Origin of the sequence: Undibacterium sp. Jales W-56, assembly GCF_025548535.1 — a bacterium.
GTDB lineage: Bacteria > Pseudomonadota > Gammaproteobacteria > Burkholderiales > Burkholderiaceae_D > Undibacterium.
Genome location: NZ_JAJLQW010000004.1, coordinates 279745 through 301202, shown reverse-complemented (window position 1 = coordinate 301202; position 21458 = coordinate 279745). Strand labels below are relative to the sequence as shown.

Below are 21458 nucleotides of genomic sequence, written 5' to 3'. Positions count from 1 at the left end.
AAAATTTGGGTTGATACCCGGGGTAGCAGGCATCGAAAAAACAGGTTAAAAATGCTAAAATGATGGCATGGCGAAGCAAATTAAAACCCCTCACTCTGAGTCGTTGGCAGAATCCGCACCACAAGAGCCAGATGCTCCTGTCGAGGGCGCTGCTGACACTGCCGGATCTGACACATCTTCCGATACCACCTTAAATCTGACCAATCATTTCCTGATTGCAATGCCGGCGATGCATGATCCGATTTTTGGCGGAACCGTGATTTATCTCTGCGAGCATAATCAACGCGGCGCCATGGGGCTAGTCATTAACAGGCCGACTGATATGACGCTGGCCGGGCTATTTGATCGCATCGATTTACAACTTGAAATTATTCCCGATTCTCACCCCATGCGCCAGCAGCCTGTCATGTTTGGCGGCCCGGTGCAGGATGATCGTGGTTTCGTCTTGCATGCACCGGCAGGCAAGTTTTCGTCTTCGCTGAAAGTCACCGATCAGATCGCTTTCACTACGTCGCGCGACGTTTTGGAAGCCGTTGCTCTGGGTGACGGCCCGGCGCAGGTCCTGGTAAGTATCGGCTATGCAGGCTGGAGTGCGGGTCAACTTGAGCAGGAAATAGGCGCGAATGGCTGGCTCACGGTCGCCGCCGATGCCAGGATTATGTTCGATTTGCCGATTGAAGATCGCTTTACCGCAGCGATCAAATTATTAGGTATCGATCCGACGATGCTCGCGGCCGACGCGGGGCACGCCTGATGAATGTTGCGGCCAATGTATCTGGCACCATCCTGGCATTTGATTTCGGATTAAAGCGTATTGGAGTCGCCGTCGGCAATACCCTGCTGCGGCAGGCCCAGGCTTTAAAAATCATCAATGCCGCAACTAATGACGCCAAGTTTACTGAAATCACGCACCTGATCAAAGACTGGCAGCCAGCGCTCTGCGTGGTGGGTTTGCCGATGCATCCGGACGGTGCCGGGCATGAGATGACGGTGCGCTGCACCCGGTTTGCCAACCAGCTGCATGGCCGCTTTGCGGTACCGACCCTCTTGGTCGACGAGCGCTACTCGTCTGCGGTGCTGAATGCCAGACGCGGCGAACATATCGATGCCCAGGCGGCGGCCCTCATTCTGCAACAATATTTCGACCAAAACCCATGACCTCTTCTACGCAACTACCCGATGCAGAAACGCTGTACCAGCAATTGCTGGCACAAATTAAAGCCCGCGTTGCCACCGATGATCACCTGGCCATTGTCGGTATTTATTCCGGCGGCGCCTGGCTGGCAGAGCGCCTGGTGCAAGACCTTGGACTGAACGGCAAGCCCGGTTTTATCGACGTCTCGTTTTACCGCGATGACTATGCGGCCAAGGGCTTGCATGCCGAAGTCAAACCCAGCCAGATTCCATTCGACGTGGATGGCGCCAACATCATCCTGGTCGATGATGTGCTGTACACCGGGCGCACCACGCGGGCGGCAATCAACGAATTATTTGACTACGGTCGCCCGGCCAAGATCATGCTGGCCGCCCTGCTGGACAGAGGCGGGCGCGAGTTGCCGATCGCCGCTGATTTCGTCGCTCACACTGCCGAATTTGAAAAAAACTGTTCCGTCAATCTGCAACGCGCAGACGGTGGTCAACTTAGCTTCTCGATAGATCATGCATAATCCCCAGCTCAATAAAAACGGCGAACTCCAGCATTTGCTGACCATCGATGGCTTGCCAAAATCCATCGTCAATCACATTCTGGACACCGCTTCTTCGTTCGTCAGCGTGAGTGACCGCGATGTTAAAAAAGTCCCGCTGATGCGCGGCAAAAGCGTGTTCAACCTGTTTTTTGAAAACTCGACGCGCACCCGCACCACGTTCGAGATTGCCTCGAAACGCTTGTCGGCTGACGTGATCAATCTGAACATTGCGGCATCGAGCACCAGCAAAGGCGAATCCCTGCTGGACACCATCGACAATCTGGCGGCGATGCATGCCGATATGTTTGTGGTGCGTCACGCGACCTCGGGTGCGCCGTTCCTGATTGCCAAGCACCTGAACGACACCCGGCAAAATCATGTGCACGTAGTGAATGCCGGTGACGGCCGCCATGCGCATCCGACTCAGGGTTTGCTGGATATGTACACGATCCGCCATTACAAAAAGGAGTTCACCAATCTGACCGTGGCGATTGTCGGCGACGTCTTGCATAGCAGGGTGGCACGCTCTGACATTCACGCTTTGACCACGCTCGGCGTGCCGGAGGTGCGGGTGATCGGGCCGCGTACCTTGTTGCCCGGCGGTCTGGAGCAAATGGGCGTGCGCGTCTTTAATAATATGAACGAAGGCCTCAAAGGCGTTGACGTCATCATCATGCTGCGCTTGCAGAATGAGCGTATGAGCGGCGCTTTGCTGCCATCGGCGCAGGAATACTTTAAGAGCTATGGGCTGACGCCAGAACGTCTGGCGCTGGCCAAGCCCGATGCCATCGTCATGCATCCGGGACCGATGAATCGCGGTGTCGAGATCGATTCCGCCGTGGCCGATGGGCCGCAGGCAGTGATCTTGCCGCAGGTGACATTCGGCATCGCCGTGCGGATGGCAGTGATGAGCATCGTGGCGGGCAATTAAGCCATTCTGCGGCCAGAAAAAGCGCACAACGAACACCAGAATAAGAGAAGAACGAGCGAAAGTACAAGCATGAAAATACATATCAAGAACGGCCGCCTGGTCGATCCTGCGAATCAAGTCGATGCAGTGCAGGATGTATTCATCGCCGCCGGCAAGATCGTCGCGATCGGCCAGGCGCCGGCCGATTTTGTCGCGAATAAAACCATCGATGCCACCGGTCTGGTTGTCGCTCCCGGTCTGGTCGACCTGAGCGCCCGTTTGCGCGAGCCGGGGTTTGAGTACAAGGCCACGCTGGAATCCGAGTTGCAAGCCGCCATGCGCGGCGGTGTCACCAGTTTAGTCTGTCCGCCAGATACCGATCCGGTGCTGGATGAGTCCGGTCTGGTCGAGATGCTCAAGCAGCGCGCCAAGATCCAGAACAAAGCCCACGTCTATCCGCTAGGCGCCTTGACCGTCGGCTTGCAGGGCGAAGCGCTGACCGAGATGGCCGCCCTGACCGATGCCGGTTGCATCGGTTTCTCGCAGGCAGAAGTCACGATTGCCGACACCAATGTATTGCAGCGTGCCCTGCAATACGCTAGCACATTTGGCTACACCGTCTGGTTGCGTCCGCAGGATGCCTTCATCGGCAAAGGCGGCGTTGCGCATAGCGGAGCGCTGGCGTCGCGTTTAGGTTTGGCTGGCGTGCCGGTGATGTCGGAGACGATTGCCCTGCATACGCTGTTTGAATTGATGCGGGCTACCGGTGCCAAAGTGCATCTGTGCCGTATCTCATCGGCTGCCGGTCTGGAACTAGTCAGGCAGGCGAAACAAGAGGGCTTGTTACTGACCTGCGACGTCGGGGCGCATCATGTGCATCTGACCGATGCCGACATTGGCTACTTCGATTCGAATGCGCGCCTGACCCCGCCTTTGCGCAGTCAGCGTGACCGCGATGCGATTCGTCGTGCCCTCGTGGACGGCACCATCGATGCAATTTGTTCGGATCACACGCCGGTCGATGATGATGAAAAACTGTTGCCGTTCGCCGAAGCGTCGCCCGGTGCGACGGGACTGGAACTATTACTGTCGCTGTCCTTGAAATGGGCGGAAGAAAGTCGCGGCGCAGTGTCTCTGTCTAAAGTGATTTCCACCATCACGCATGCGGCGGCAAAAGTCGCAGGCCTGAGTTGCGGTCAACTGAGTGTCGGCAGTGTTGCCGATGTCTGCCTGTTCGATCCGGCCACGCGCTGGACTGTCGATGCCAAAGTATTGGCGAGCCAGGGCAAGCACACGCCTTTCCTCGGCTATGAATTGCCGGGAGTGGTGAAGGCGACGATCGTCTCCGGTCACATTGCATTTGATCTCTCTTAGCCGAGATTTCCCGGTCAATGTCTCTTAAAAGCTGCGAGTACCTCAAAAATACGCTGCAGTATCGAAAAATAGGGGAGTATGGGCATAAAATGCCTTATTCGCGCAAATTATATCGCGGCGATAAAAAATACTCCTACTAAGTATATAAAAACAGGATAGGCATGATAGCTTGGCGTTTCGCACGGGTGATGATCCATTTATTCGCCGGATTATTGACTTGTGCCGTGGTGTTTCCATTTACATCGGTGCAGACGCACGAACGCCTGGTGCGTCGCTGGTCGCAAAAATTGCTGGCGATTTGTACTGTCACTGTGGTGTTCAAAGATCGCAGCGACGGCGAGGTCGCAGAGCGTGCCATGATCGTGTCCAACCATGTGTCCTGGCTGGATATCTTTGTCATCAATACTCTGCACCCCTGTCACTTCGTCGCCAAAGCCGATATCCGCGGCTGGCCTCTGTTAGGTTGGCTATGCGAAAAAGCCGGTACCATTTTTCTCAAGCGCGGCAGGCAACGCGACGTGCGCCGTATCTACGAGGGTTTGGTGCATCAGATCGAAGCCGGTAAGCGCATCGCTTTTTTCCCCGAAGGTACCACGGCGGCACAGGGTCGCGTGCTGCCGTTTCATGCGAACCTGTTTGAAGCCGCGATCGAAGCGCGTGTCCCGGTGCAGCCGCTGGTGGTGCGCTACGTCGATGCGCAAGGACGCTTGCATGCGGCAGCCGATTTTATCGGCGACATGACGTTTGTGGAAAGCATGCATGCGATTTTGCAAGCACCCAAAATGACCGCGGAATTGGTGCGTCTGCCGTCGATCCCTACCGAGGGCGCACACCGGCGTGAAGTCGCCCTGGTAGCGCGGGCGGCGGTGATGCAACAGCTCGGCGTCACCGAATAAGTTGGCCCTAAAACTAGCCGGGTTTTTGTTGTTGCGGACAAGCGATCTGTACCACGTCCCGGTTTTGCAATGACACGGCAGTCAGTTTGCCGCCCCACACGCAACCGGTATCGAGGCTGATCAAGTTCGGTCTCAAGACCAATCCCAATGTTGACCAATGTCCGAATACCACTGTGCTGCCGTCACTCGCTCGCGGCACATCGAACCACGGCAAGTAGCCGCTTGGTGCGGCAGCGGCGCCGTCTTTGCTCGCGAAATCCATGATGCCGTCCTCACTGCAAAAACGGATGCGTGTCAGTACGTTGATGATGCAACGATGGCGGTCGGCACCGCGCAATTGATCATCCCATTGAGCGGGCGTGTTGCCATACATCCGGCTGAGCAGCGCGACCCAGTCAGCGCTTTGTAATTGCACCTCTACTTCATGCGCCAATCCCATCGTCTGCTGCACCGACCATTGCGGCACTAGCCCGGCATGGACCAACAGATGATCGTCCTGGCAGATGGCCAGCGGTCGATGCCGCAACCAGTCGAGTAATTCGCCGCGCTCCGGTGCGTTCAGGATATCGTCCAGCGTATCGCTACGATGCGCCGTACGTATCCCGTTTGCGACCGCCAGCAGATTCAGGTCGTGATTGCCCAGCACGCTGTCGGCACGGCCCTGCTCATGCAATTGCTTGACTAGCCGCAGGGTTGCCAATGACTGCGGTCCGCGATTGACCAGATCGCCGGCAAACAAATACCGGGCCTGCGGCGACTGCCGCTCTATCTTCGTCAGCAGTTGCTGTAACTGCTCAGCGCAACCCTGGAGGTCGCCGATGAAGTAGGTGTCGGATTTGCCTGATGGCGTTGCATGCATACTGTGTTTCGGTTTCTGGATCAATGGGTTGCGCCGAGACGCCTGGATTCCGAGCGGCTGATCAAGGCATCTTGTTTTTGTTTGTCACGCATGCTGACGCTCAACATGGTCGGCCAGCCGATCAGGTGCTGTTCGGTAATTTCAGCCAGCGCACGCAGCCATTCCGGCGACTCATTCAGGCAGGGGATATAGTTAAATTCTTTACCTCCGGCATGCAAGAATTCATCGCGTACTTCGATCGCGATTTCTTCCAGCGTCTCCAGGCAATCGGCGATGAAGCCCGGGCAAACCACGTCGATGCGCTTGGTTCCTTGCTGCGCCAGCGCCTTAACGGTGGGAGCCGTGTACGGTTGCAACCATTCGGCACGCCCGAGGCGCGACTGGAAAGTGACGACATACTGGTCTTTGCTGAGTCCCAGCTGCTCTGCCAGCAGGCGGGCGGTTTTATAGCATTCGCAATGGTAAGGATCGCCGCGCATCAGGAAGGCTTTTGGCAAGCCGTGAAAACTCATGACGAGTTTTTCAGGGCGGCCATTATTTTGCCAGTGGTTCATGATCGAAAAACGCAGGGCGCGGAGGTAGGCGTCATGGTCGTGATAGCTGCGTACCAGACGCAGTTCCGGCATGTTGCGGGTGCGTTGATAATAGCTGAAGACGGCGTCGGCATTCGATCCCGTCGTGGTTGCCGAGTATTGCGGATAGGCCGGCAAAATCAAAATCCGTTCGCAGCCTTCTTCCTTGAGTTTTTGCAGTACCGTCGGGATATTCGGCGAGCCGTAGCGCATCGCATAGGCGACCTGCACCTCATGCCCGCGTTCACCCAGATAGCCTTTGAGCAGGATCGCTTGCTTTTCTGTATGGACTTTTAACGGCGAACCCTCTTTGCTCCAGATCGAAGCATATTTTTTGGCTGACTGACCCGAGCGAAACGGCAGGATGATCAGGTGCAAAATACACCACCAGATCAGGCGCGGCACCTCGACCACACGCGGGTCCCACAAAAATTCTTTCAGGTAGCGCCGGACTGCCGGGCTGGTGGGCGCATCGGGTGTACCGAGATTGATCAGGACGACGCCGGTTTTAGTCGCTTTGCCGTGCGTATGATCGGGTTCTTTCAGGAAGCGCATAGTTTTTTATTGGTGTTATCAGTAGATGAAATTAAGCGGAGACTTTTGAATAGATACGTTTAGCAGATTAACCGCTTCAGGATGCCAGCAATTCTCTGGCGTGTTTACGGGTGGTTGCGGTGATCTCTATGCCGCCCAGCATACGGGCGATTTCTTCTACGCGTTGCTTGGAGTCGAGCCTGTCGATCTGCGACAGGGTTTTGCCATTGCTGCTGTCTTTGCTGACCTGGAAGTGCTGATTCGCCTGGCTCGCCACTTGCGGTAAATGCGTGACGCATAAGACCTGACGATCTTGCCCAAGGCGTTTTAACAGGCGTCCGACAACTTCGGCAACGCCGCCGCCGATGCCGCTATCGACTTCATCAAAGATCAAGGTCGGCGTGGCGGTCGCGCACGAGGTAATCACCGAGATCGCTAGCGAAATACGGGCCAGTTCACCGCCCGATGCGACTTTTGCGAGGGAACGTGGCTGGACGCCGGCGTGACCGGCAACCTGGAATTCAATTTGCTCTAGCCCATGGCTGGCCGCTTCGCTGGGATGCAATGCGATCGCAAAACTGCCGCCGCTCATGCTGAGATCCTGCATCGCGGCGGTGACTGCCGCCGACAATTCTTTAGCGACTTTATGGCGCGCTTTGGACAATTTTTGCGCGGCTTGTTCGTAAGCTGCATAGGCATTTTTTTCCTGGGTTTTTAAGGCCTCGATATCTGAAGCATCGGCTAATTGCTGCAATTGTTGCGACAGAGTTGCTAATTCCAAATGCAGGGATTCTGGTGCGACGTGGAAGCGACGCGCAGTGGCATGCATGATTTCCAGGCGGGCTTCAACGGTACGTAAGCGTGCCGGATCCAGTTCAATCCGGTTCAGGTAATCATTCAGCGCATAGCTGGTTTCCTGCAAATTAATCCGGGCCGAATCGAGTGCATCGACGACCGGTTGCAGCGCCACATCGTATTCGAGTAATTTCAATAAACGCTGATGCAAGGACGAGAGTTGCGACAGCATGGGGTGATCGGCTTCCGAAATCAGATCGGCAGCTTCCTGGGCACCTTCGAGCAGGCTGGCAGCGTGTGCCAGACGGCTATGCTCATGGCTGATGCTCTCCCATTCGCCGGGCTGGATCTGCAATTTATCGAGCTCTTTGACTTGCCATTCCAGACGCTCGCGTTCTAGTAAGACATTTTTAGAATCGCGCTCGAACTCTTCTCTTTGCCTGACCAGATTGCGCCAGGTCTTGAATAATTTCCCGGCCTCTTGCGTCTGAGTTTGCAGGCCGCCTTGCATATCGAGCAGCGCACGTTGGGCATCGGATTTCAATAAAGATTGATGCGCATGCTGACCGTGAATATCGACCAATAATTCACCGAGTTCACGTAATTGGCTGGCCGTTGCCGGGATGCCGTTGATATAGGCTTTCGAGCGGCCTGCATTGTCGATCACGCGGCGCAGCATCAATTCCCGATCATCATTGGCAAAATCATTGGCGCTCAGCCACGCCATGGCGTTGTCATCGACCGAGAACTCGGCGCAGATGTCTGCCCGTGCCGCACCCTCGCGCACCATGCTGGCGTCGCCGCGGCCGCCCAGAGTCAGACTCAGGGCATCAATCAGGATCGATTTGCCCGCACCAGTTTCACCGGTAAACACGGAGAAACCCGCGGAGAATTCCAGTTCTATCGCATCGACGATAACAAAATCACGGATAGCAAGCGTGCGCAGCATAGGTGGTTACAGGGAATAAAAATTGAAGGAAACCGGAATCGCAACATAGTGAATGTAGCGTCACCATGATGGCTGCACCGACAGGTCAGGTCCAGCAAAACATCATGGTATTTTAACGTAAAGCCCCTTCGACCGAGGGGTATTCATTCCAGTGCAACTTCTCGCGCAACGTGTCATAGTAATTCCAGCCACGCGGATGCAAAAAGGTGATCGTATGCGCCGAGCGCTGGATGATGATTTTGTCCTGGTACATCAGGCTGGCGAAGGATTGCATATCGAAATTCACGCTGATGTCGCGCCCTCCCACGATCTCAATCACGATTTCACTGGAGTCAGGCAACACGATAGGGCGATTGGACAAGGCATGCGGCGCAATCGGCACCATCACGATACCGCTCAGGCTAGGGTGCAGCAAAGGCCCGCCGGCAGAGAGCGCATACGCGGTCGATCCGGTCGGGGTCGAGACGATCAAGCCATCGGAACGCTGGTTATACATAAAGTGATGATCGACATCGACCCGCAGCTCAACCATGCCCGATCCGGCGCCGCGCGACACCACGATGTCATTGAATGCCATGCCGCTGAAAATCTGATTACCGTCACGGATCACCATTCCTTGCAGCAGGCTGCGCCGTTCGGACTCATATTTACCTTCCAGCATTTCTGTGATGACGGGAAACATTCTGTCCATCGGGATGTCGGTAATAAATCCGAGCCGCCCCTGGTTAATCCCGATCAGCGGAACGTTATAGGGCGCCAGCTGACGTGCAATGCCCAGCATGGTGCCATCGCCGCCGAGCACGATCGCGGCATCGGCCAGCCTCCCTATCTCGGCGGCACTCATGATGGTAAAACCGTCTAACAGAATGTTTTGCGCGGTTTCTTCTTCAAACACCACGGTGTGACCAGCCTGATGCAGGAAGCCGGCAAGTTCGGTCAGGGATTCGGTTATACCTGCGGCGTTGTACTTGCCGACGAGTGCGATGGTTTTGGCCGAAGAAGTCATAAGGGTCAGATTTGGTCGCTGGAATGACGGGATGACTCAGATTAGACCATAATTGCATCTGATTTGGATATTCCAAATACCCTGACGCAGCAGGAAATAAAGGAAAAGTGAGCAAAGATGCAGATCCAGGCAGTTCTATTTGATTTAGACGACACCTTGTGGCCGGTCGCGCCGGTGATCCAATATGCCGAGGCGACTCTGTATCAGTGGATGATGTTCAATACCCCCGAAGTCGCCCGGCATTATTCGATAGAGCGGATGCGGACTTATCGTGAAAAACTGGTGAAAACCAATCCGCGTTTTGAATACGATCTCTGGTCGCTGCGCCACGCTTTGTTATCCAGGCTGTTTAAAGAATTTAAAGTCGATGTGAGCAAGGCCGATGAGGCAATGGCGGTATTTGCTGATGCCAGAAATAAAGTCAGCCTGTATGACGATGTTTTGCCGGGGCTACAGACGCTGGGACAGCGGGTCAGCCTGGGCTCAGTGTCGAACGGGTTTGCCGACCTGAACGAAATCGGACTCGCAGCGCATTTCAAAGTCTCGCTCGCCGCACATCGCTTCGGCTGCGCAAAACCGGATCCGCGGATTTTTACCGCGGCCTGTCACGCACTGAAGCTGGCGCCTGAGCAAGTCATGTATGTCGGCGACGATCTATTGCTCGACGTAGAGGGCGCGCAAAAAGTCGGCATGCAAGGCGTCTGGATGAATCGCCACCAGCTAGCGCAAGACAAGCCGCATCATGCACACATCAAACCGCATGCGGTGGTCACTAGCTTGCATGATGTGGTGGCAATGTTTTGAGAAAGAGCTTTAGATTTGAATGGCGACTATCGCACAATTGTGGCCAGCTTAATCCTATACTCAGACGCGACAGCCGTCCGCATCAATGACTTTTTCGCCGTCTTCTTTGATAAATTCACCCAATTGCGGTAGCGGCAGAATATCCAGCACCAGCTCGGACGGGCGGCATAGTCTGGTGCCGACAGGCGTGACCACGATGGGGCGATTGATCAGGATGGGATGGGCGATCATAAAATCGATCAGCTCTTCATCGGACCATTTGCTATCGTCGAGCTGCAGTTCTTCGTAAGGCGTGCCTTTTTTACGCAGCAATTCACGTGGCTGGAGATGCATAGCCGCGATCAATTCTCGTAGTTTTTCACGGCTGGGTGGATGGCTCAGATAGTCAATGATGTGCGGTTCTTCGCCGGTGTTGCGAATCAGCGCTAGGGTGTTGCGCGAGGTGCCGCACTTTGGGTTGTGGTAAATGGTGATCGTCATGTTGGGAAACGTCCTTAGTTGAGTTCAGTCGGCGCGGGTTGTTGATTCTTTGTCAAATGCGACTTTGCCGGGGGGATAGAGCCAGCCAAATAGCCAGGTCGCCGCAGCAGCGCCGAGTAATTGGGCCATGATAAATCCGGGCGCATCGACTGGGCGGATGCCGGCAAAACTGTTGCTGGCAGCGCGTGCCAGCGTCACTGCGGGATTGGCGAAGGAGGTCGACGAGGTGAACCAATAGGCCGCGGTGATATAGGCCGCCACGGCAAACGGCGTCAGGTTCGGGCGACTGCGTGAGCATCCGATAATCACGCCGATCAGACCGAAGGTCGCGATAAATTCACTCCACCATTGCGCGATGCCGGTACGGATATGCTCCGAGGCAAAAAACACCGGATCATCGAACATGCCATGTGCCGCGGCGACGCCGGCGAAAGCGCCCAGGATTTGCACGGTAATATAGGGAAGCACTTCGGCCGACGGCAGATTTTTTTGCCAGGCTTCCGATAAACTGACGACCGGATTGAAATGCGCACCCGAGACGCCACCCAACATCAGAATCAGCGCAACCAGGCCAGCGCCGGTGGCAATCGCATTCGCCAGCAGGGCGATCGCCGCGTTGCCGCCAGCCAGCCGCTCAGCCATAATGCCCGAGCCGACCACGATGGCGAGCAAGAAGGCAGTGCCCAAGCCCTCTGCAACCAGTCGTCGTGACAAACTCATTGAACTCATGTCGCAGTCTCCGCTTGATTCGCCAGCGGTATTGCGCAGGCGTTGCCACCACAGCAGTTTTCCGTTAAAAAACCAAGCAGCGCATTCATGGTCGCGAAATTGGCGGCATAGATCATGAAGCGGCCATCCTGGGTAGCGCTGATCAGCTTGGCGTGCGTCAGTTCTTTCAGATGAAACGACAGTGACGATGGCGCAATCCCCAGGCTTTCGCTGATTTTGCTGGCGATCACGCCATCCGGCCCGCTTTGTACCAGCAGGCGGAAGATGGCGAGCCTGGAATCTTGCGCAATGGCAGCGAGTGCGGCAACCGCTTGTTTGGTTTCCATACTATTCCTTTTTAATTCAATAATTCTATATTGATTGAAATATCAAAGTAAACGGATTTTCTCTCGGTATCAATCGCAATTTCCTCAGCAGAGCTTGTTATCCATAGATTTTTAAGTGATTTTGTCCGCACTGGCATAGAATATCTTCATGCAACTTGATATCCGCGCACAAACATTATTAAAAGCCCTGGTAGAACGCTATATTGCTGATGGTCAGCCGGTAGGTTCACGTGCCTTGTCTAAAATCTCCGGCCTGGAGCTATCGCCCGCAACCATACGCAATGTGATGGCGGATCTGGAGGAGATGGGCTTTGTCGCCAGTCCGCACACGTCGGCGGGGCGCATTCCTACGCCGCGCGGTTACCGTGTGTTTGTCGATAAATTGCTGACGGTGCAGGAAATCGACGGCACCGCGCTGGAGTCGCGGATGCAGGCGCATGTGTTCGCCAATTCCCCGCAAAAGATCATCTCTAACGCGGCCCAGGTTTTATCGTCGCTGTCGCAATTTGCCGGCGTCGTCATGACGCCGCGGCATGAATCTATTTTTCAGCAGGTAGAGTTTTTGCGGCTGTCTGAAAAGCGGATTTTGCTGGTGGTGGTGGCGCCCAATGGCGAGGTGCATAATCGCCTGCTGCTGACCGATGTCGATTACAACGCATCGCAGCTGGTGCAAGCCGCGAATTATCTGAATCAGAATTTTGGCGGCTTGAGTTTTGAAGATGCCAGGTTGCGTATCAATAGCGAGTTACGCCAATTGCAAAACGACATGACGCGCCTGATGCAGGCGGCAGTTGAGGCCGGCAGCGATGCGATGTCGGATCAATCGGATGAAGTGGTCATTTCGGGTGAGCGCAATTTACTCAATGTGCAGGACTTGTCGAACAATATGACTTCCTTGCGAAAATTGTTCGATATGTTCGAGCAGAAAACCGGCTTGATGCAGCTATTGGATGTCTCCAGCAAGGCAACCGGGGTGCAGATCTTTATCGGCGGCGAATCGCAATTGGTGCCGATGGATGAGATGAGTATTGTGACTGCACCGTATGGCGTCAACGGCAAAATTGTCGGCACCCTGGGGGTTATAGGGCCGACGCGCATGGCGTATGAGCGCGTCATTCCGATTGTGGATATTACGGCGAAATTGCTTTCCAATGCCCTCAGCCAGTAAAAAACGTATGGATAGCAAAGACATCTCCATCCTGATTGTGGATGACAACGAAGCGACGCGTGAAGTGTTGCGCCTCATCTTGAGCGAAGATTATGAGGTGGTGGGTGAAGCGGCTGACGGCATCGCGGGCTTGGAGCTGGCGGTCCAGTTTAAACCGAACATTATTTTGCTCGATGTCGTGATGCCAAAAATCAGCGGCCTAGAAATTCTGCCGCGGATCAAAGAGGTATTGCCGGAGGTGAAAATATTGATGGTCACAGCCAATAAAGATCAGGAGACGGTCAGCGAGGCTGTCAAGGCAGGGATCGCAGGCTTTATCGTAAAACCGTTTAACGCACAACGTGTACTGGATACGGTTGCCGGCGTCGCGGTAAGAATTCACAAGTAACCCGCAGGCTGGATGCGGCTTTCAAGGGTATTTCGCGCCAACAGCCGCATCCAGCTTGCGGTTTCGTTTTAATATCAACACCCGATGAAATCTTTCTTCTTGCTTTTTCTCTGCGTCTCCGCATCTCTGGGATGAGAGGTCTGGGGTTTTGCGCACGTCTTGGTAATTAATCTAAAATTCAGCCGGAAATTATTCAGTCTGCCCTAATTGCTTATTGCACCATTCAAATCTTACGCGTTTTATGCGGGCAATTTTGTTTAGTACAGTTGCCATACAGCGCCAGCGCATGTTCTGCAATGGTAAAGCCACGTTCGAGTGCGACCAGTTGTTGCCGTTTTTCAATCTGCTCATCGAAGAACTCTTCGACCAAACCGCAGTCCAAACAAACCAGATGGTCATGGTGCGTGCCTTCGTTCAGCTCAAAAATCGCTTTGCCAGTTTCAAAATGGTTGCGATGCAATAAGCCGGCTTGCTCAAATTGAGTCAGAACACGATAAACCGTCGCTAGGCCGACGTCCATATTTTCATTCAGCAGGATTTTATAGACGTCTTCTGCTGTCAGATGGCGAATCGAACTGTTTTGGAAAATTTCCAGAATTTTCAATCTTGGCAAAGTCGCTTTGAGGCCGCTGGATTTGAGATCGGTAGTGGAATTCGTCATGTTTTCGGTTAAAAAGAGTCTATCTGCTTTATGATATAGGGTTTAAAGCTTAACTCAAAGTAAATCACGCGCTGATTTTTTGGCGATTTCCCTGCGATTCGCCGCAGATCCGTTTGAGTTGGGCCACGGCTGATGCCGTGAACTATTTGCAAACTGTACACTGTTGCACACACATTGAGGTTAACACTATGCGATTGTTGTTCCCCGAAGCATCCAGAGGCACGCCATTACGATTGACGGCGATGGTTTTTGCCTTAAGCTTGTCTGGCTGTGCGCTGTTCAATCCTATGGTCGATACACAGCCAACGACCAAGCTTGCAGTCGCCCCGGACGCCAATGTGGCCAGCACCGAAACGTCAAAGACAGCGGCATCGACCGATGCGCAAGTTGTGACGCGCTCGGGAGTTTCCAAATTCCTGGGCTATATCTCGCCGTATCGGATTACGATTCAACAAGGTAACTTTGTTTCGCAAGAAATGATGTCGCAGCTCAAGGTAGGCATGACCCGTGAGCAGGTGCGCTTTTTATTGGGCACGGCTTTGCTGACAGATATGTTCCATGAAGACCGCTGGGATTATCCTTTCCGCCTGCAAAAGCCGAATGGCGATCTGATCACCAGCCGCGTCGCAGTATTCTTTAAAAATAATACGGTGCAACGTTTTGAAGGCGGCAACTTGCCGACCGAGAAAGACTATCTCGCCCACATCACGACTTCCGCGATCGGCGTCAGGGCTGAATCTTCTATCCTGACCACGGATAAAGACAAGAAAAAATAATCGGGATGACAAGCATGAGCGCATTGAAAATTGCCGTGGCCGGCGCCTCCGGCCGCATGGGTAAAATGTTGATAGAAGCGATCGCTGCTGCCGACGATATGGTATTAGCGGGTGCGATTGATGTCGCCGCTTCGCCTTCCATCGGCACCGATGCGGCGGCCAGTATGGGCAAGCCAGCTGGCGTGTTGATTGAATCCGACTTATCCAAAGGCCTGGCCGATGCGCAATTCTTAATCGACTTTACCCGACCCGAAGGAACGCTGACGCATCTCGCCTATTGTGCCGAACATGGGATCAAGATGATCATCGGCACTACCGGATTTGATGAAGAAGGCAAGGCGGCGATCGCCGCCGCTGCGAGTAAAACAGCGATCGTGTTTGCGCCGAATATGAGTGTCGGCGTCAACGTGACGTTGAAATTATTGGAAATGGCGGCCAAGAGTTTTGCGCAAGGCTATGACATCGAGATCATCGAAGCGCATCATCGTCATAAAGTCGATGCGCCGTCCGGTACCGCCCTGAAAATGGGCGAAGTCATCGCCGATGCGCTCGGCCGTGATTTGAACGAAGTCGGCGTATTTGCACGCGAAGGCGTGACCGGCGAGCGCGATCCATCCTCGATCGGCTTTGCCACGATACGCGGCGGCGATATCGTCGGCGATCACACCGTGATGTTTGCCGGTATCGGTGAGCGCGTGGAAATCAGCCACAAATCGTCCAGCCGCATCAATTATGCGCACGGCAGTTTGCGTGCAGCCCGCTTCCTGGCGGATAAGCAGACCGGCTTGTACGATATGTATGATGTGCTGGGTTTGCATTAAACCGGTGCCGCTTGAGTGCGCCCCGTGCTATTGCGCGGTTCGCCTGAATCCGCTCACCCTATTATGAATCCGACGATTGCCCACTACTGGGCGCAAGTGGATGAATTCAGTCACTTCATTGCCTATGTACTGCTGGCGATGTCCCTAGTGAGCTGGTTCATTTTGCTGTACAAATCCTGGTCGTTCTGGCGTATCCGCCGCGCTGCCGCGTCCTTATCCAATTTCTGGCAAGCGCCGAGCCTGGCCGATGCACTCGCCTTGCTGCATCAGGCCGATTTTGAAGAGATGTACGTTCCGCTGGCGCGAGAATCGATTGCACTGGCAGCAATCGCGCAAGCACCGCAGCAATCACACCTGAATGCCAAAGCCAGTCTCGACGATCTGCTGACCCGCGTATTACGACAACAGTTGAATCGCGCCACAGTCAGGCTGGAAGCGGGTTTGAGCCTGCTGGCCTCGATCGGCGCCACCGCGCCGTTCGTCGGTTTATTGGGGACGGTCTGGGGTATTTGTCATGCGCTGACGACGGTTGCAACGGCCGGTAACGTACAGATTGCGCAAGTCGCTGGACCGGTAGGCGAGGCCTTGATGATGACTGCACTCGGCTTATTGGTGGCGATTCCGGCGGTGCTGGCGTATAACGCGTTTAACCGGCTGAACCGAATCTGTCAGGCCGAGCTGGATGCGTTTGCCTATGACTTGCATGCCCATTTAACCAAGGCCTGAGCGGATCATGGCCTTCGGTAAATTCAGCCGTAATGATTTCACTACCAAAGTGCCGGCAGCAATGGCCGACATCAATGTCACGCCCATGGTCGACGTGATGCTGGTATTGCTGGTGATCTTCATCATCACCGCTCCCTTAATGACCCAGGCGATCAAATTGGAATTGCCTGCCGCCAAAGCCACCGCTGCACCAGAAAAACCCACAACCATCAGCCTATCCTTCAATGCGCAGGGGCAGCTATTCTGGGGTAGCAGCCCGATCAGCTTTCGCGACCTGGAAGTCAGGCTGAGCGAGGCTGCGCAAAAACAACCGCAGCCGGAGCTGCAATTGCGTGCCGATAAGGCAACGCGCTACGAGATCATCGCCCAGGTCATGGCGGTTGCGCAGGCGCAGGGTTTGGATAAAATCGGCTTTGTAACCGATCCTGGCGCAGCAGGCTCTGGCGGCCAGTCTGAAATGAAACCGCCGGCACCGGCAAAAAATCGCTAGGCTCAGGCGTCCCGCAGCCAGCAGCCTCCCTGAACCAGTTATAATCGAAGGTTCAAAAGATTCCCTCGCATTTAGAAAATATAGCCCGCCATGCAAGAAAAATTCAGCTCAGTATATAAACCAGCCGACATCGAGCAATCTGCGCAATCCCATTGGAAAAAAATTGACGCGTATAAGGCCGTGGAAAACGACCCGCGCTTCCCGAAAGGAAAGTACTACGCCTGCTCTATGCTGCCTTATCCATCGGGTAAGTTGCACATGGGTCATGTGCGCAATTACACGATCAACGACATGCTGGCGCGCCAACTGCGCATGAATGGTTATAACGTTCTGATGCCGATGGGCTGGGATGCCTTTGGTCTGCCGGCAGAAAATGCCGCGATCAAAAACAAGGTGCCGCCTGCCAAATGGACTTACGACAACATCGCCTACATGAAGACCCAGATGCAAGCCATGGGCCTGGCGATCGACTGGTCGCGTGAGGTCGCGACTTGCTCGCCGGAATACTACAAATGGAATCAATGGCTGTTCCTGAAAATGCTGGAAGCCGGCATTTGCGAACGCCGCACCCAAGTCGTGAACTGGGACCCAATTGACCAAACCGTACTCGCCAATGAACAGGTGATCGACGGTCGCGGCTGGCGCTCCGGCGCTCTGGTTGAGAAGCGCGAAATTCCCGGCTACTACTTGAACATCACCGACTACGCTGAAGAGTTGTTGTCTGCCGTGGCGAATCCGGAAGATCCGAATTATCTGTCCGGCTGGCCAGAGCGCGTGCGCCTGATGCAGGAAAACTGGATCGGCAAATCCGAGGGCGTACGCTTTGCCTTCACACATGACATCAAAGATGCCAGCGGCAAGCTGATCCAGGACGGCAAGATGTACGTGTTCACCACCCGTGCCGACACCATCATGGGCGTGACCTTCTGCGCGGTGGCACCGGAGCACCCGTTGGCAACGCAGGCCGCAGCGGGTAATGCGGGTCTGGCTGCCTTCATCGAAGAATGCAAAAAAGGCGGCACCACCGAAGCCGAGCTGGCCTTGCGTGAAAAAGAAGGCCAGCCGACTGGCTTGTTCGTCACGCATCCCTTGACCGGCGAACAAATCGAAGTCTGGGTCGGTAACTACGTGTTGATGAGCTACGGCGACGGCGCGGTCATGGGTGTACCGGCGCATGATGAACGTGATTTCCTCTTCGCACAAAAATACAATCTGACTATCAAACAAGTGGTTGCCGTAGAAGGCGAAACCTATTCCACTGACGCCTGGGCCGAATGGTATGGCGACAAGCAGCGCGGCTTGACCATCAATAGCGGCGAATTGAATGGACTGACCTGCAAACAGGCAGTCAGCAAAGTCGCTGAACTGATGGCAGCCAAAGAATTGGGCCAGAAAAAAACCACCTGGCGCCTGCGCGACTGGGGCATCAGCCGCCAGCGCTACTGGGGTACGCCTATTCCTATCATCCATTGCGACGCTTGCGGTGCGGTGCCGGTGCCGGAAAAAGATCTGCCGGTGGTCTTGCCGGAAGATTGCATCCCCGATGGTTCCGGCAATCCGCTGAATAAACGTCTCGATTTCCTGCATGTCGACTGCCCAAGTTGCGGCAAGCCTGCCAAGCGCGAAACCGACACCATGGATACCTTCGTCGACAGTTCCTGGTATTTCATGCGCTATTGCGACGCCAGCAACGATCAGGCGATGGTCGCGGAAGGCAGCAAATACTGGATGCCGATGGATCAATACATCGGCGGTATCGAACACGCGATTCTGCATCTGTTGTATGCGCGTTTCTGGACCAAGGTGATGCGCGACCTGAAGCTGATCGATGCGCATGAACCGTTCTCCAAATTGCTGACGCAAGGCATGGTCTTGAAGGGCGCGTTCTTCCAGAAGCCGGAAGGCGCGGGTAAGAATTATTTCTGGGAAGATGAAGTCAATGTCATCACCAATGAACAAGGCCAGATCACCGGCGCGACCCTGAAATCGGATGGCTCGGCACTCGAATACGAGATGACCACCATGTCCAAATCGAAGAGCAACGGCGTCGATCCGCAAGAACTGATCAACCAATACGGTGCCGATACCGCCCGCTTGTTTGTAATGTTCGCCTCGCCACCTGAGCAGACCCTGGAGTGGAATGATTCCGGGGTTGAGGGCGCGCACCGCTTCTTGCGCCGGGTCTGGAACTTTGGTTTTAAAAATGCCGAATTATTGCGTTCTGCGAGTTCCGTCACCGCTGACTTAAGTGCCGACAGCAAAACCCTGCGTCGCGAAGTGCATACCATTTTGCGCCAGGTCAGCTACGACTATGAGCGCATGCAATACAACACCGTGGTGTCCGGCGCGATGAAGTTGCTGAATACGATGGAAGCCTTCCAGCTCGAAGGCGCGGGCCATGCAGCCGTCTTGCGCGAAGCCTTCGGCGTCCTGTTGCGCGTCTTGTATCCAGCCTGTCCGCATTTGACGCATGTCTTATGGGAAGAGTTGGGCTACGCTGTCGCGTTCACCGATCTGTTAAATACACCTTGGCCGCAAGTCGATGAAGCGGCCCTGGTGCAAACAGAAATCGAAATGATGATCCAGGTCAACGGCAAGCTGCGCGGCAGCATCACGGTGGCCAAGGATGCGGATAAGGCGACGATAGAAGCGCTGGCTCTGGCGAATGAGAATGTGCAGCGTTTTGTCGAAGGTACGCCGAAAAAAATCATCGTGGTGCCGGGCAAACTCATCAACATCGTCGCCTGATCATGATGACGATCTTATCTTCGGGCGGGCGTATGCATCGTATACATAAGCATTGGGCTTCACTGATCGCCGTGATCGCGGCGCTGATGCTATCTGCCTGCGGTTTTGCTTTGCGCGGGCCGGTGGTATTCCCGTTTTCCAGCATCTATGTTGGCTTGCCGGACAGTTCGCCGCTCGGTGGTGAGTTAAAGCGCAATATTCGCGCGAACGGCAAAACCCTCATCGTCAACGAAGCCAAGAATGTTGATGTGATCATCGAGGTCTTGGGCGAGACGCGTGAGAAAGTGATTTTGTCGCTGAACAACCAGGGCCGGGCACGTGAATACAATCTGCTGTACACGTTTCGTTTCAGGGTGCGTAACGAGGCTGGTAAAGAATTGCTGGCGCCGACCGACATCAGCCTGAAGCGCAATATCAGCTTTAACGAATCCCAGGTATTGGCAAAAGAAGCGGAAGAAGCGCTGCTGTATCGCGATATGCAAAGCGATCTGGTCCAGCAAATCATGCGCCGCCTGGCTGTGCTGAAAATGGATTGATGATGCGGATGCATTCCCTCGCTCCGCGCTCATCCCCATCCCTCTCCCGCAGGCGGGAGAGGGCGAAGACTGAGGATGACTTTGTCATCCTTGGAGAACAATGATATGCAATTACGCTTTGATGCAATCGACGCTCATCTGACTAAATCGCTGGCGTCTTTGTACGTCATCACCAGCGACGAGCATCTGTTGGCATTGGAAACTGCGGACAAAATCCGCCGTGCCGCCAAAGCGCAGGGATTTCTGGAGCGTGAAATCCTGACCGTAGAGCGCAGCTTTAAATGGGGCGCACTACTCGCCGCGAATCAATCGCAGTCTTTATTCGGCGATAAAAAGCTGATCGATCTGCGCATCCCGACCGGCAAGCCCGGCAAGGATGGCGGTGCGGCTTTGCAAGAATATGCGGGCAATTTATCGCCCGATAACCTGACCCTGATCACGTTACCCAAACTCGACTGGGCGACGCAAAAGGCGGCCTGGGTCACCAGCTTGCAACAGGCGGCGGTATATATCGAGATCCCGCTGGTAGAGCGGGCGCAATTGCCCAACTGGATTTCCCTGCGTCTGTCTATGCAAGGACAAAATACCGATCGGCAGAGCCTGGATTTTATCGCCGACCGGGTCGAAGGCAACCTGCTGGCGGCACACCAGGAAATCCAAAAACTCGCCTTGCTGCATCCGCCAGGCAAGCTGAGTTTTGAACAGATCCATGATGCGGTCCTGAACGTGGCGCGCTACGACGTCTTCAAACTGAATGAAGCCATGCTGGCCGGCAATGTGTCCCGTCTGGTGCGTATGCTGGAAGGCTTGAAAGGCGAGGGCGAAGCGCTGCCGCTGGTATTGTGGGCGGTCGCCGAAGAACTGCGCACCTTGTTGAAACTGAAGTCCGGCATGAGTCAGGGCAAGTCCTTGGGCATGCTGCTCAAGGAATACCGGATCTGGGGCCCGCGTGAAAAATTGATGGAGCCGGCATTGCGCCGGGTCAGCCTCGCCACTTTGGAAGCCGCGCTGCAAGAAGCCGCGCAAGTCGATAAGATGGTCAAGGGTTTGCGTGCCAAAGCGTTTGCGGGCGATGCCTGGGATGCGCTGTTGCAGTTGGGCCTCAGGGTAGCGCGCGGGTAGCATCTGCACCATGCAGGGTGCCGCCAGGCGCGCCGCGCGAGCCAAGTAATTATTGGGGAGTATGTCAAAAAATAGGCATTGATCCGCATATTGGTATTGC

24 protein-coding genes are annotated in these 21458 nt (G+C 54.8%); 16 read left to right on the top strand and 8 right to left on the bottom strand.

The features are described 5' to 3' along the window. Nucleotides 1–67 precede the first annotated feature (67 nt). From LPB67_RS13125 to LPB67_RS13100, 6 genes are all read left to right on the top strand, one after another. A complete protein-coding gene (locus tag LPB67_RS13125; RefSeq protein WP_262837709.1) occupies nt 68–754 on the top strand; it encodes a YqgE/AlgH family protein in 687 nt (228 codons plus the stop codon). Then, the gene (gene ruvX / locus LPB67_RS13120) at nt 754–1158 is read left to right on the top strand and encodes a Holliday junction resolvase RuvX (RefSeq protein WP_262837708.1); all 405 of its coding nucleotides are present in this window, start codon (nt 754–756) and stop codon (nt 1156–1158) included. Before LPB67_RS13125 ends, ruvX begins: the two co-directional genes overlap by 1 nt. Further along, nucleotides 1155–1667, top strand: a complete 513-nt coding sequence (gene pyrR / locus LPB67_RS13115; RefSeq protein WP_262837707.1) for a bifunctional pyr operon transcriptional regulator/uracil phosphoribosyltransferase PyrR — start codon at nt 1155–1157, stop codon at nt 1665–1667. The genes ruvX and pyrR overlap by 4 nt, the downstream gene beginning before the upstream one ends. Continuing rightward, nucleotides 1660–2619 carry an aspartate carbamoyltransferase catalytic subunit gene (locus tag LPB67_RS13110; protein WP_262837706.1) on the top strand — a complete coding sequence of 320 codons (960 nt, stop codon included), beginning with the start codon at nt 1660–1662 and terminating at the stop codon, nt 2617–2619. Before pyrR ends, LPB67_RS13110 begins: the two co-directional genes overlap by 8 nt. A 69-nt stretch (nt 2620–2688) precedes the next feature. Continuing rightward, nucleotides 2689–3972 carry a dihydroorotase gene (locus LPB67_RS13105; protein WP_262837705.1) on the top strand — a complete coding sequence of 428 codons (1284 nt, stop codon included), beginning with the start codon at nt 2689–2691 and terminating at the stop codon, nt 3970–3972. Nucleotides 3973–4133: 161 nt separating this feature from the next. Continuing rightward, nucleotides 4134–4868 carry a lysophospholipid acyltransferase family protein gene (locus LPB67_RS13100; RefSeq protein WP_262837704.1) on the top strand — a complete coding sequence of 245 codons (735 nt, stop codon included), beginning with the start codon at nt 4134–4136 and terminating at the stop codon, nt 4866–4868. Between the two features lie 13 nt (nt 4869–4881). Here LPB67_RS13100 and LPB67_RS13095 read toward each other — a convergent pair whose 3' ends face one another. From LPB67_RS13095 to LPB67_RS13080, 4 genes are all read right to left on the bottom strand, one after another. Next, nucleotides 4882–5727 carry a symmetrical bis(5'-nucleosyl)-tetraphosphatase gene (locus LPB67_RS13095; protein WP_262837703.1) on the bottom strand — a complete coding sequence of 282 codons (846 nt, stop codon included), beginning with the start codon at nt 5725–5727 and terminating at the stop codon, nt 4882–4884. A 20-nt stretch (nt 5728–5747) separates the two neighbouring features. Next, nucleotides 5748–6854, bottom strand: coding sequence for a ferrochelatase (hemH, locus tag LPB67_RS13090; protein ID WP_262837702.1), 1107 nt, complete (start codon nt 6852–6854; stop codon nt 5748–5750). Nucleotides 6855–6930: 76 nt separating this feature from the next. Next, complete coding sequence (gene recN / locus LPB67_RS13085) at nt 6931–8577, bottom strand: DNA repair protein RecN (protein ID WP_262837701.1); 1647 nt, start codon at nt 8575–8577, stop codon at nt 6931–6933. A gap of 112 nt (nt 8578–8689) precedes the next feature. After that, nucleotides 8690–9583 carry an NAD kinase gene (locus LPB67_RS13080; RefSeq protein WP_262837699.1) on the bottom strand — a complete coding sequence of 298 codons (894 nt, stop codon included), beginning with the start codon at nt 9581–9583 and terminating at the stop codon, nt 8690–8692. A gap of 117 nt (nt 9584–9700) precedes the next feature. Here LPB67_RS13080 and LPB67_RS13075 point away from each other — a divergent pair, with 117 nt between their 5' ends. Further along, nucleotides 9701–10387 (top strand): HAD family hydrolase, encoded by a 687-nt coding sequence (locus tag LPB67_RS13075; protein WP_262837698.1) that lies wholly within the window; start codon nt 9701–9703, stop codon nt 10385–10387. A gap of 60 nt (nt 10388–10447) precedes the next feature. Here the strand turns inward: LPB67_RS13075 and arsC are convergent, their stop codons facing one another. The 3 genes from arsC to LPB67_RS13060 are packed head-to-tail and all read right to left on the bottom strand — an operon-like array spanning nt 10448 to nt 11922. Beyond that, nucleotides 10448–10867 carry an arsenate reductase (glutaredoxin) gene (arsC, locus tag LPB67_RS13070; protein WP_262837697.1) on the bottom strand — a complete coding sequence of 140 codons (420 nt, stop codon included), beginning with the start codon at nt 10865–10867 and terminating at the stop codon, nt 10448–10450. Between the two features lie 24 nt (nt 10868–10891). Further along, nucleotides 10892–11587, bottom strand: coding sequence for an MIP/aquaporin family protein (locus LPB67_RS13065; protein WP_262837816.1), 696 nt, complete (start codon nt 11585–11587; stop codon nt 10892–10894). Between the two features lie 5 nt (nt 11588–11592). Beyond that, nucleotides 11593–11922: an ArsR/SmtB family transcription factor gene (locus LPB67_RS13060; protein ID WP_262837696.1), complete on the bottom strand. Its 330-nt coding sequence runs from the start codon at nt 11920–11922 to the stop codon at nt 11593–11595. 148 nt (nt 11923–12070) lie between these two features. On the opposite strand from LPB67_RS13060, the gene hrcA reads away from it, so the two are divergent. Continuing rightward, the gene (hrcA, locus tag LPB67_RS13055; RefSeq protein ID WP_262837695.1) at nt 12071–13090 is read left to right on the top strand and encodes a heat-inducible transcriptional repressor HrcA; all 1020 of its coding nucleotides are present in this window, start codon (nt 12071–12073) and stop codon (nt 13088–13090) included. Between the two features lie 7 nt (nt 13091–13097). Then, nucleotides 13098–13478 carry a response regulator gene (locus tag LPB67_RS13050; RefSeq protein ID WP_262837694.1) on the top strand — a complete coding sequence of 127 codons (381 nt, stop codon included), beginning with the start codon at nt 13098–13100 and terminating at the stop codon, nt 13476–13478. A gap of 223 nt (nt 13479–13701) precedes the next feature. Here LPB67_RS13050 and fur read toward each other — a convergent pair whose 3' ends face one another. Continuing rightward, nucleotides 13702–14139, bottom strand: a complete 438-nt coding sequence (gene fur, locus LPB67_RS13045) for a ferric iron uptake transcriptional regulator (protein WP_262837693.1) — start codon at nt 14137–14139, stop codon at nt 13702–13704. 188 nt (nt 14140–14327) lie between these two features. On the opposite strand from fur, the gene LPB67_RS13040 reads away from it, so the two are divergent. From LPB67_RS13040 to holA, 7 genes are all read left to right on the top strand, one after another. After that, nucleotides 14328–14915 carry an outer membrane protein assembly factor BamE gene (locus LPB67_RS13040; RefSeq protein ID WP_262837692.1) on the top strand — a complete coding sequence of 196 codons (588 nt, stop codon included), beginning with the start codon at nt 14328–14330 and terminating at the stop codon, nt 14913–14915. A 14-nt stretch (nt 14916–14929) separates the two neighbouring features. After that, entirely contained in the window at nt 14930–15736 is an 807-nt protein-coding gene (dapB, locus tag LPB67_RS13035; protein WP_262837691.1) for a 4-hydroxy-tetrahydrodipicolinate reductase, read from the top strand. Nucleotides 15737–15799: 63 nt separating this feature from the next. Further along, nucleotides 15800–16462: a MotA/TolQ/ExbB proton channel family protein gene (locus LPB67_RS13030; protein WP_262837690.1), complete on the top strand. Its 663-nt coding sequence runs from the start codon at nt 15800–15802 to the stop codon at nt 16460–16462. 7 nt (nt 16463–16469) lie between these two features. After that, entirely contained in the window at nt 16470–16952 is a 483-nt protein-coding gene (locus LPB67_RS13025; RefSeq protein WP_262837689.1) for an ExbD/TolR family protein, read from the top strand. A 90-nt stretch (nt 16953–17042) separates the two neighbouring features. After that, nucleotides 17043–19700, top strand: coding sequence for a leucine--tRNA ligase (gene leuS, locus LPB67_RS13020; protein ID WP_262837688.1), 2658 nt, complete (start codon nt 17043–17045; stop codon nt 19698–19700). A 32-nt stretch (nt 19701–19732) separates the two neighbouring features. Further along, nucleotides 19733–20236: an LPS assembly lipoprotein LptE gene (gene lptE, locus LPB67_RS13015; RefSeq protein WP_262837687.1), complete on the top strand. Its 504-nt coding sequence runs from the start codon at nt 19733–19735 to the stop codon at nt 20234–20236. A gap of 105 nt (nt 20237–20341) precedes the next feature. Next, on the top strand, nt 20342–21358 hold the full coding sequence (holA, locus tag LPB67_RS13010; RefSeq protein WP_262837686.1) for a DNA polymerase III subunit delta: 1017 nt from the start codon (nt 20342–20344) through the stop codon (nt 21356–21358). Nucleotides 21359–21458 lie beyond the last annotated feature (100 nt).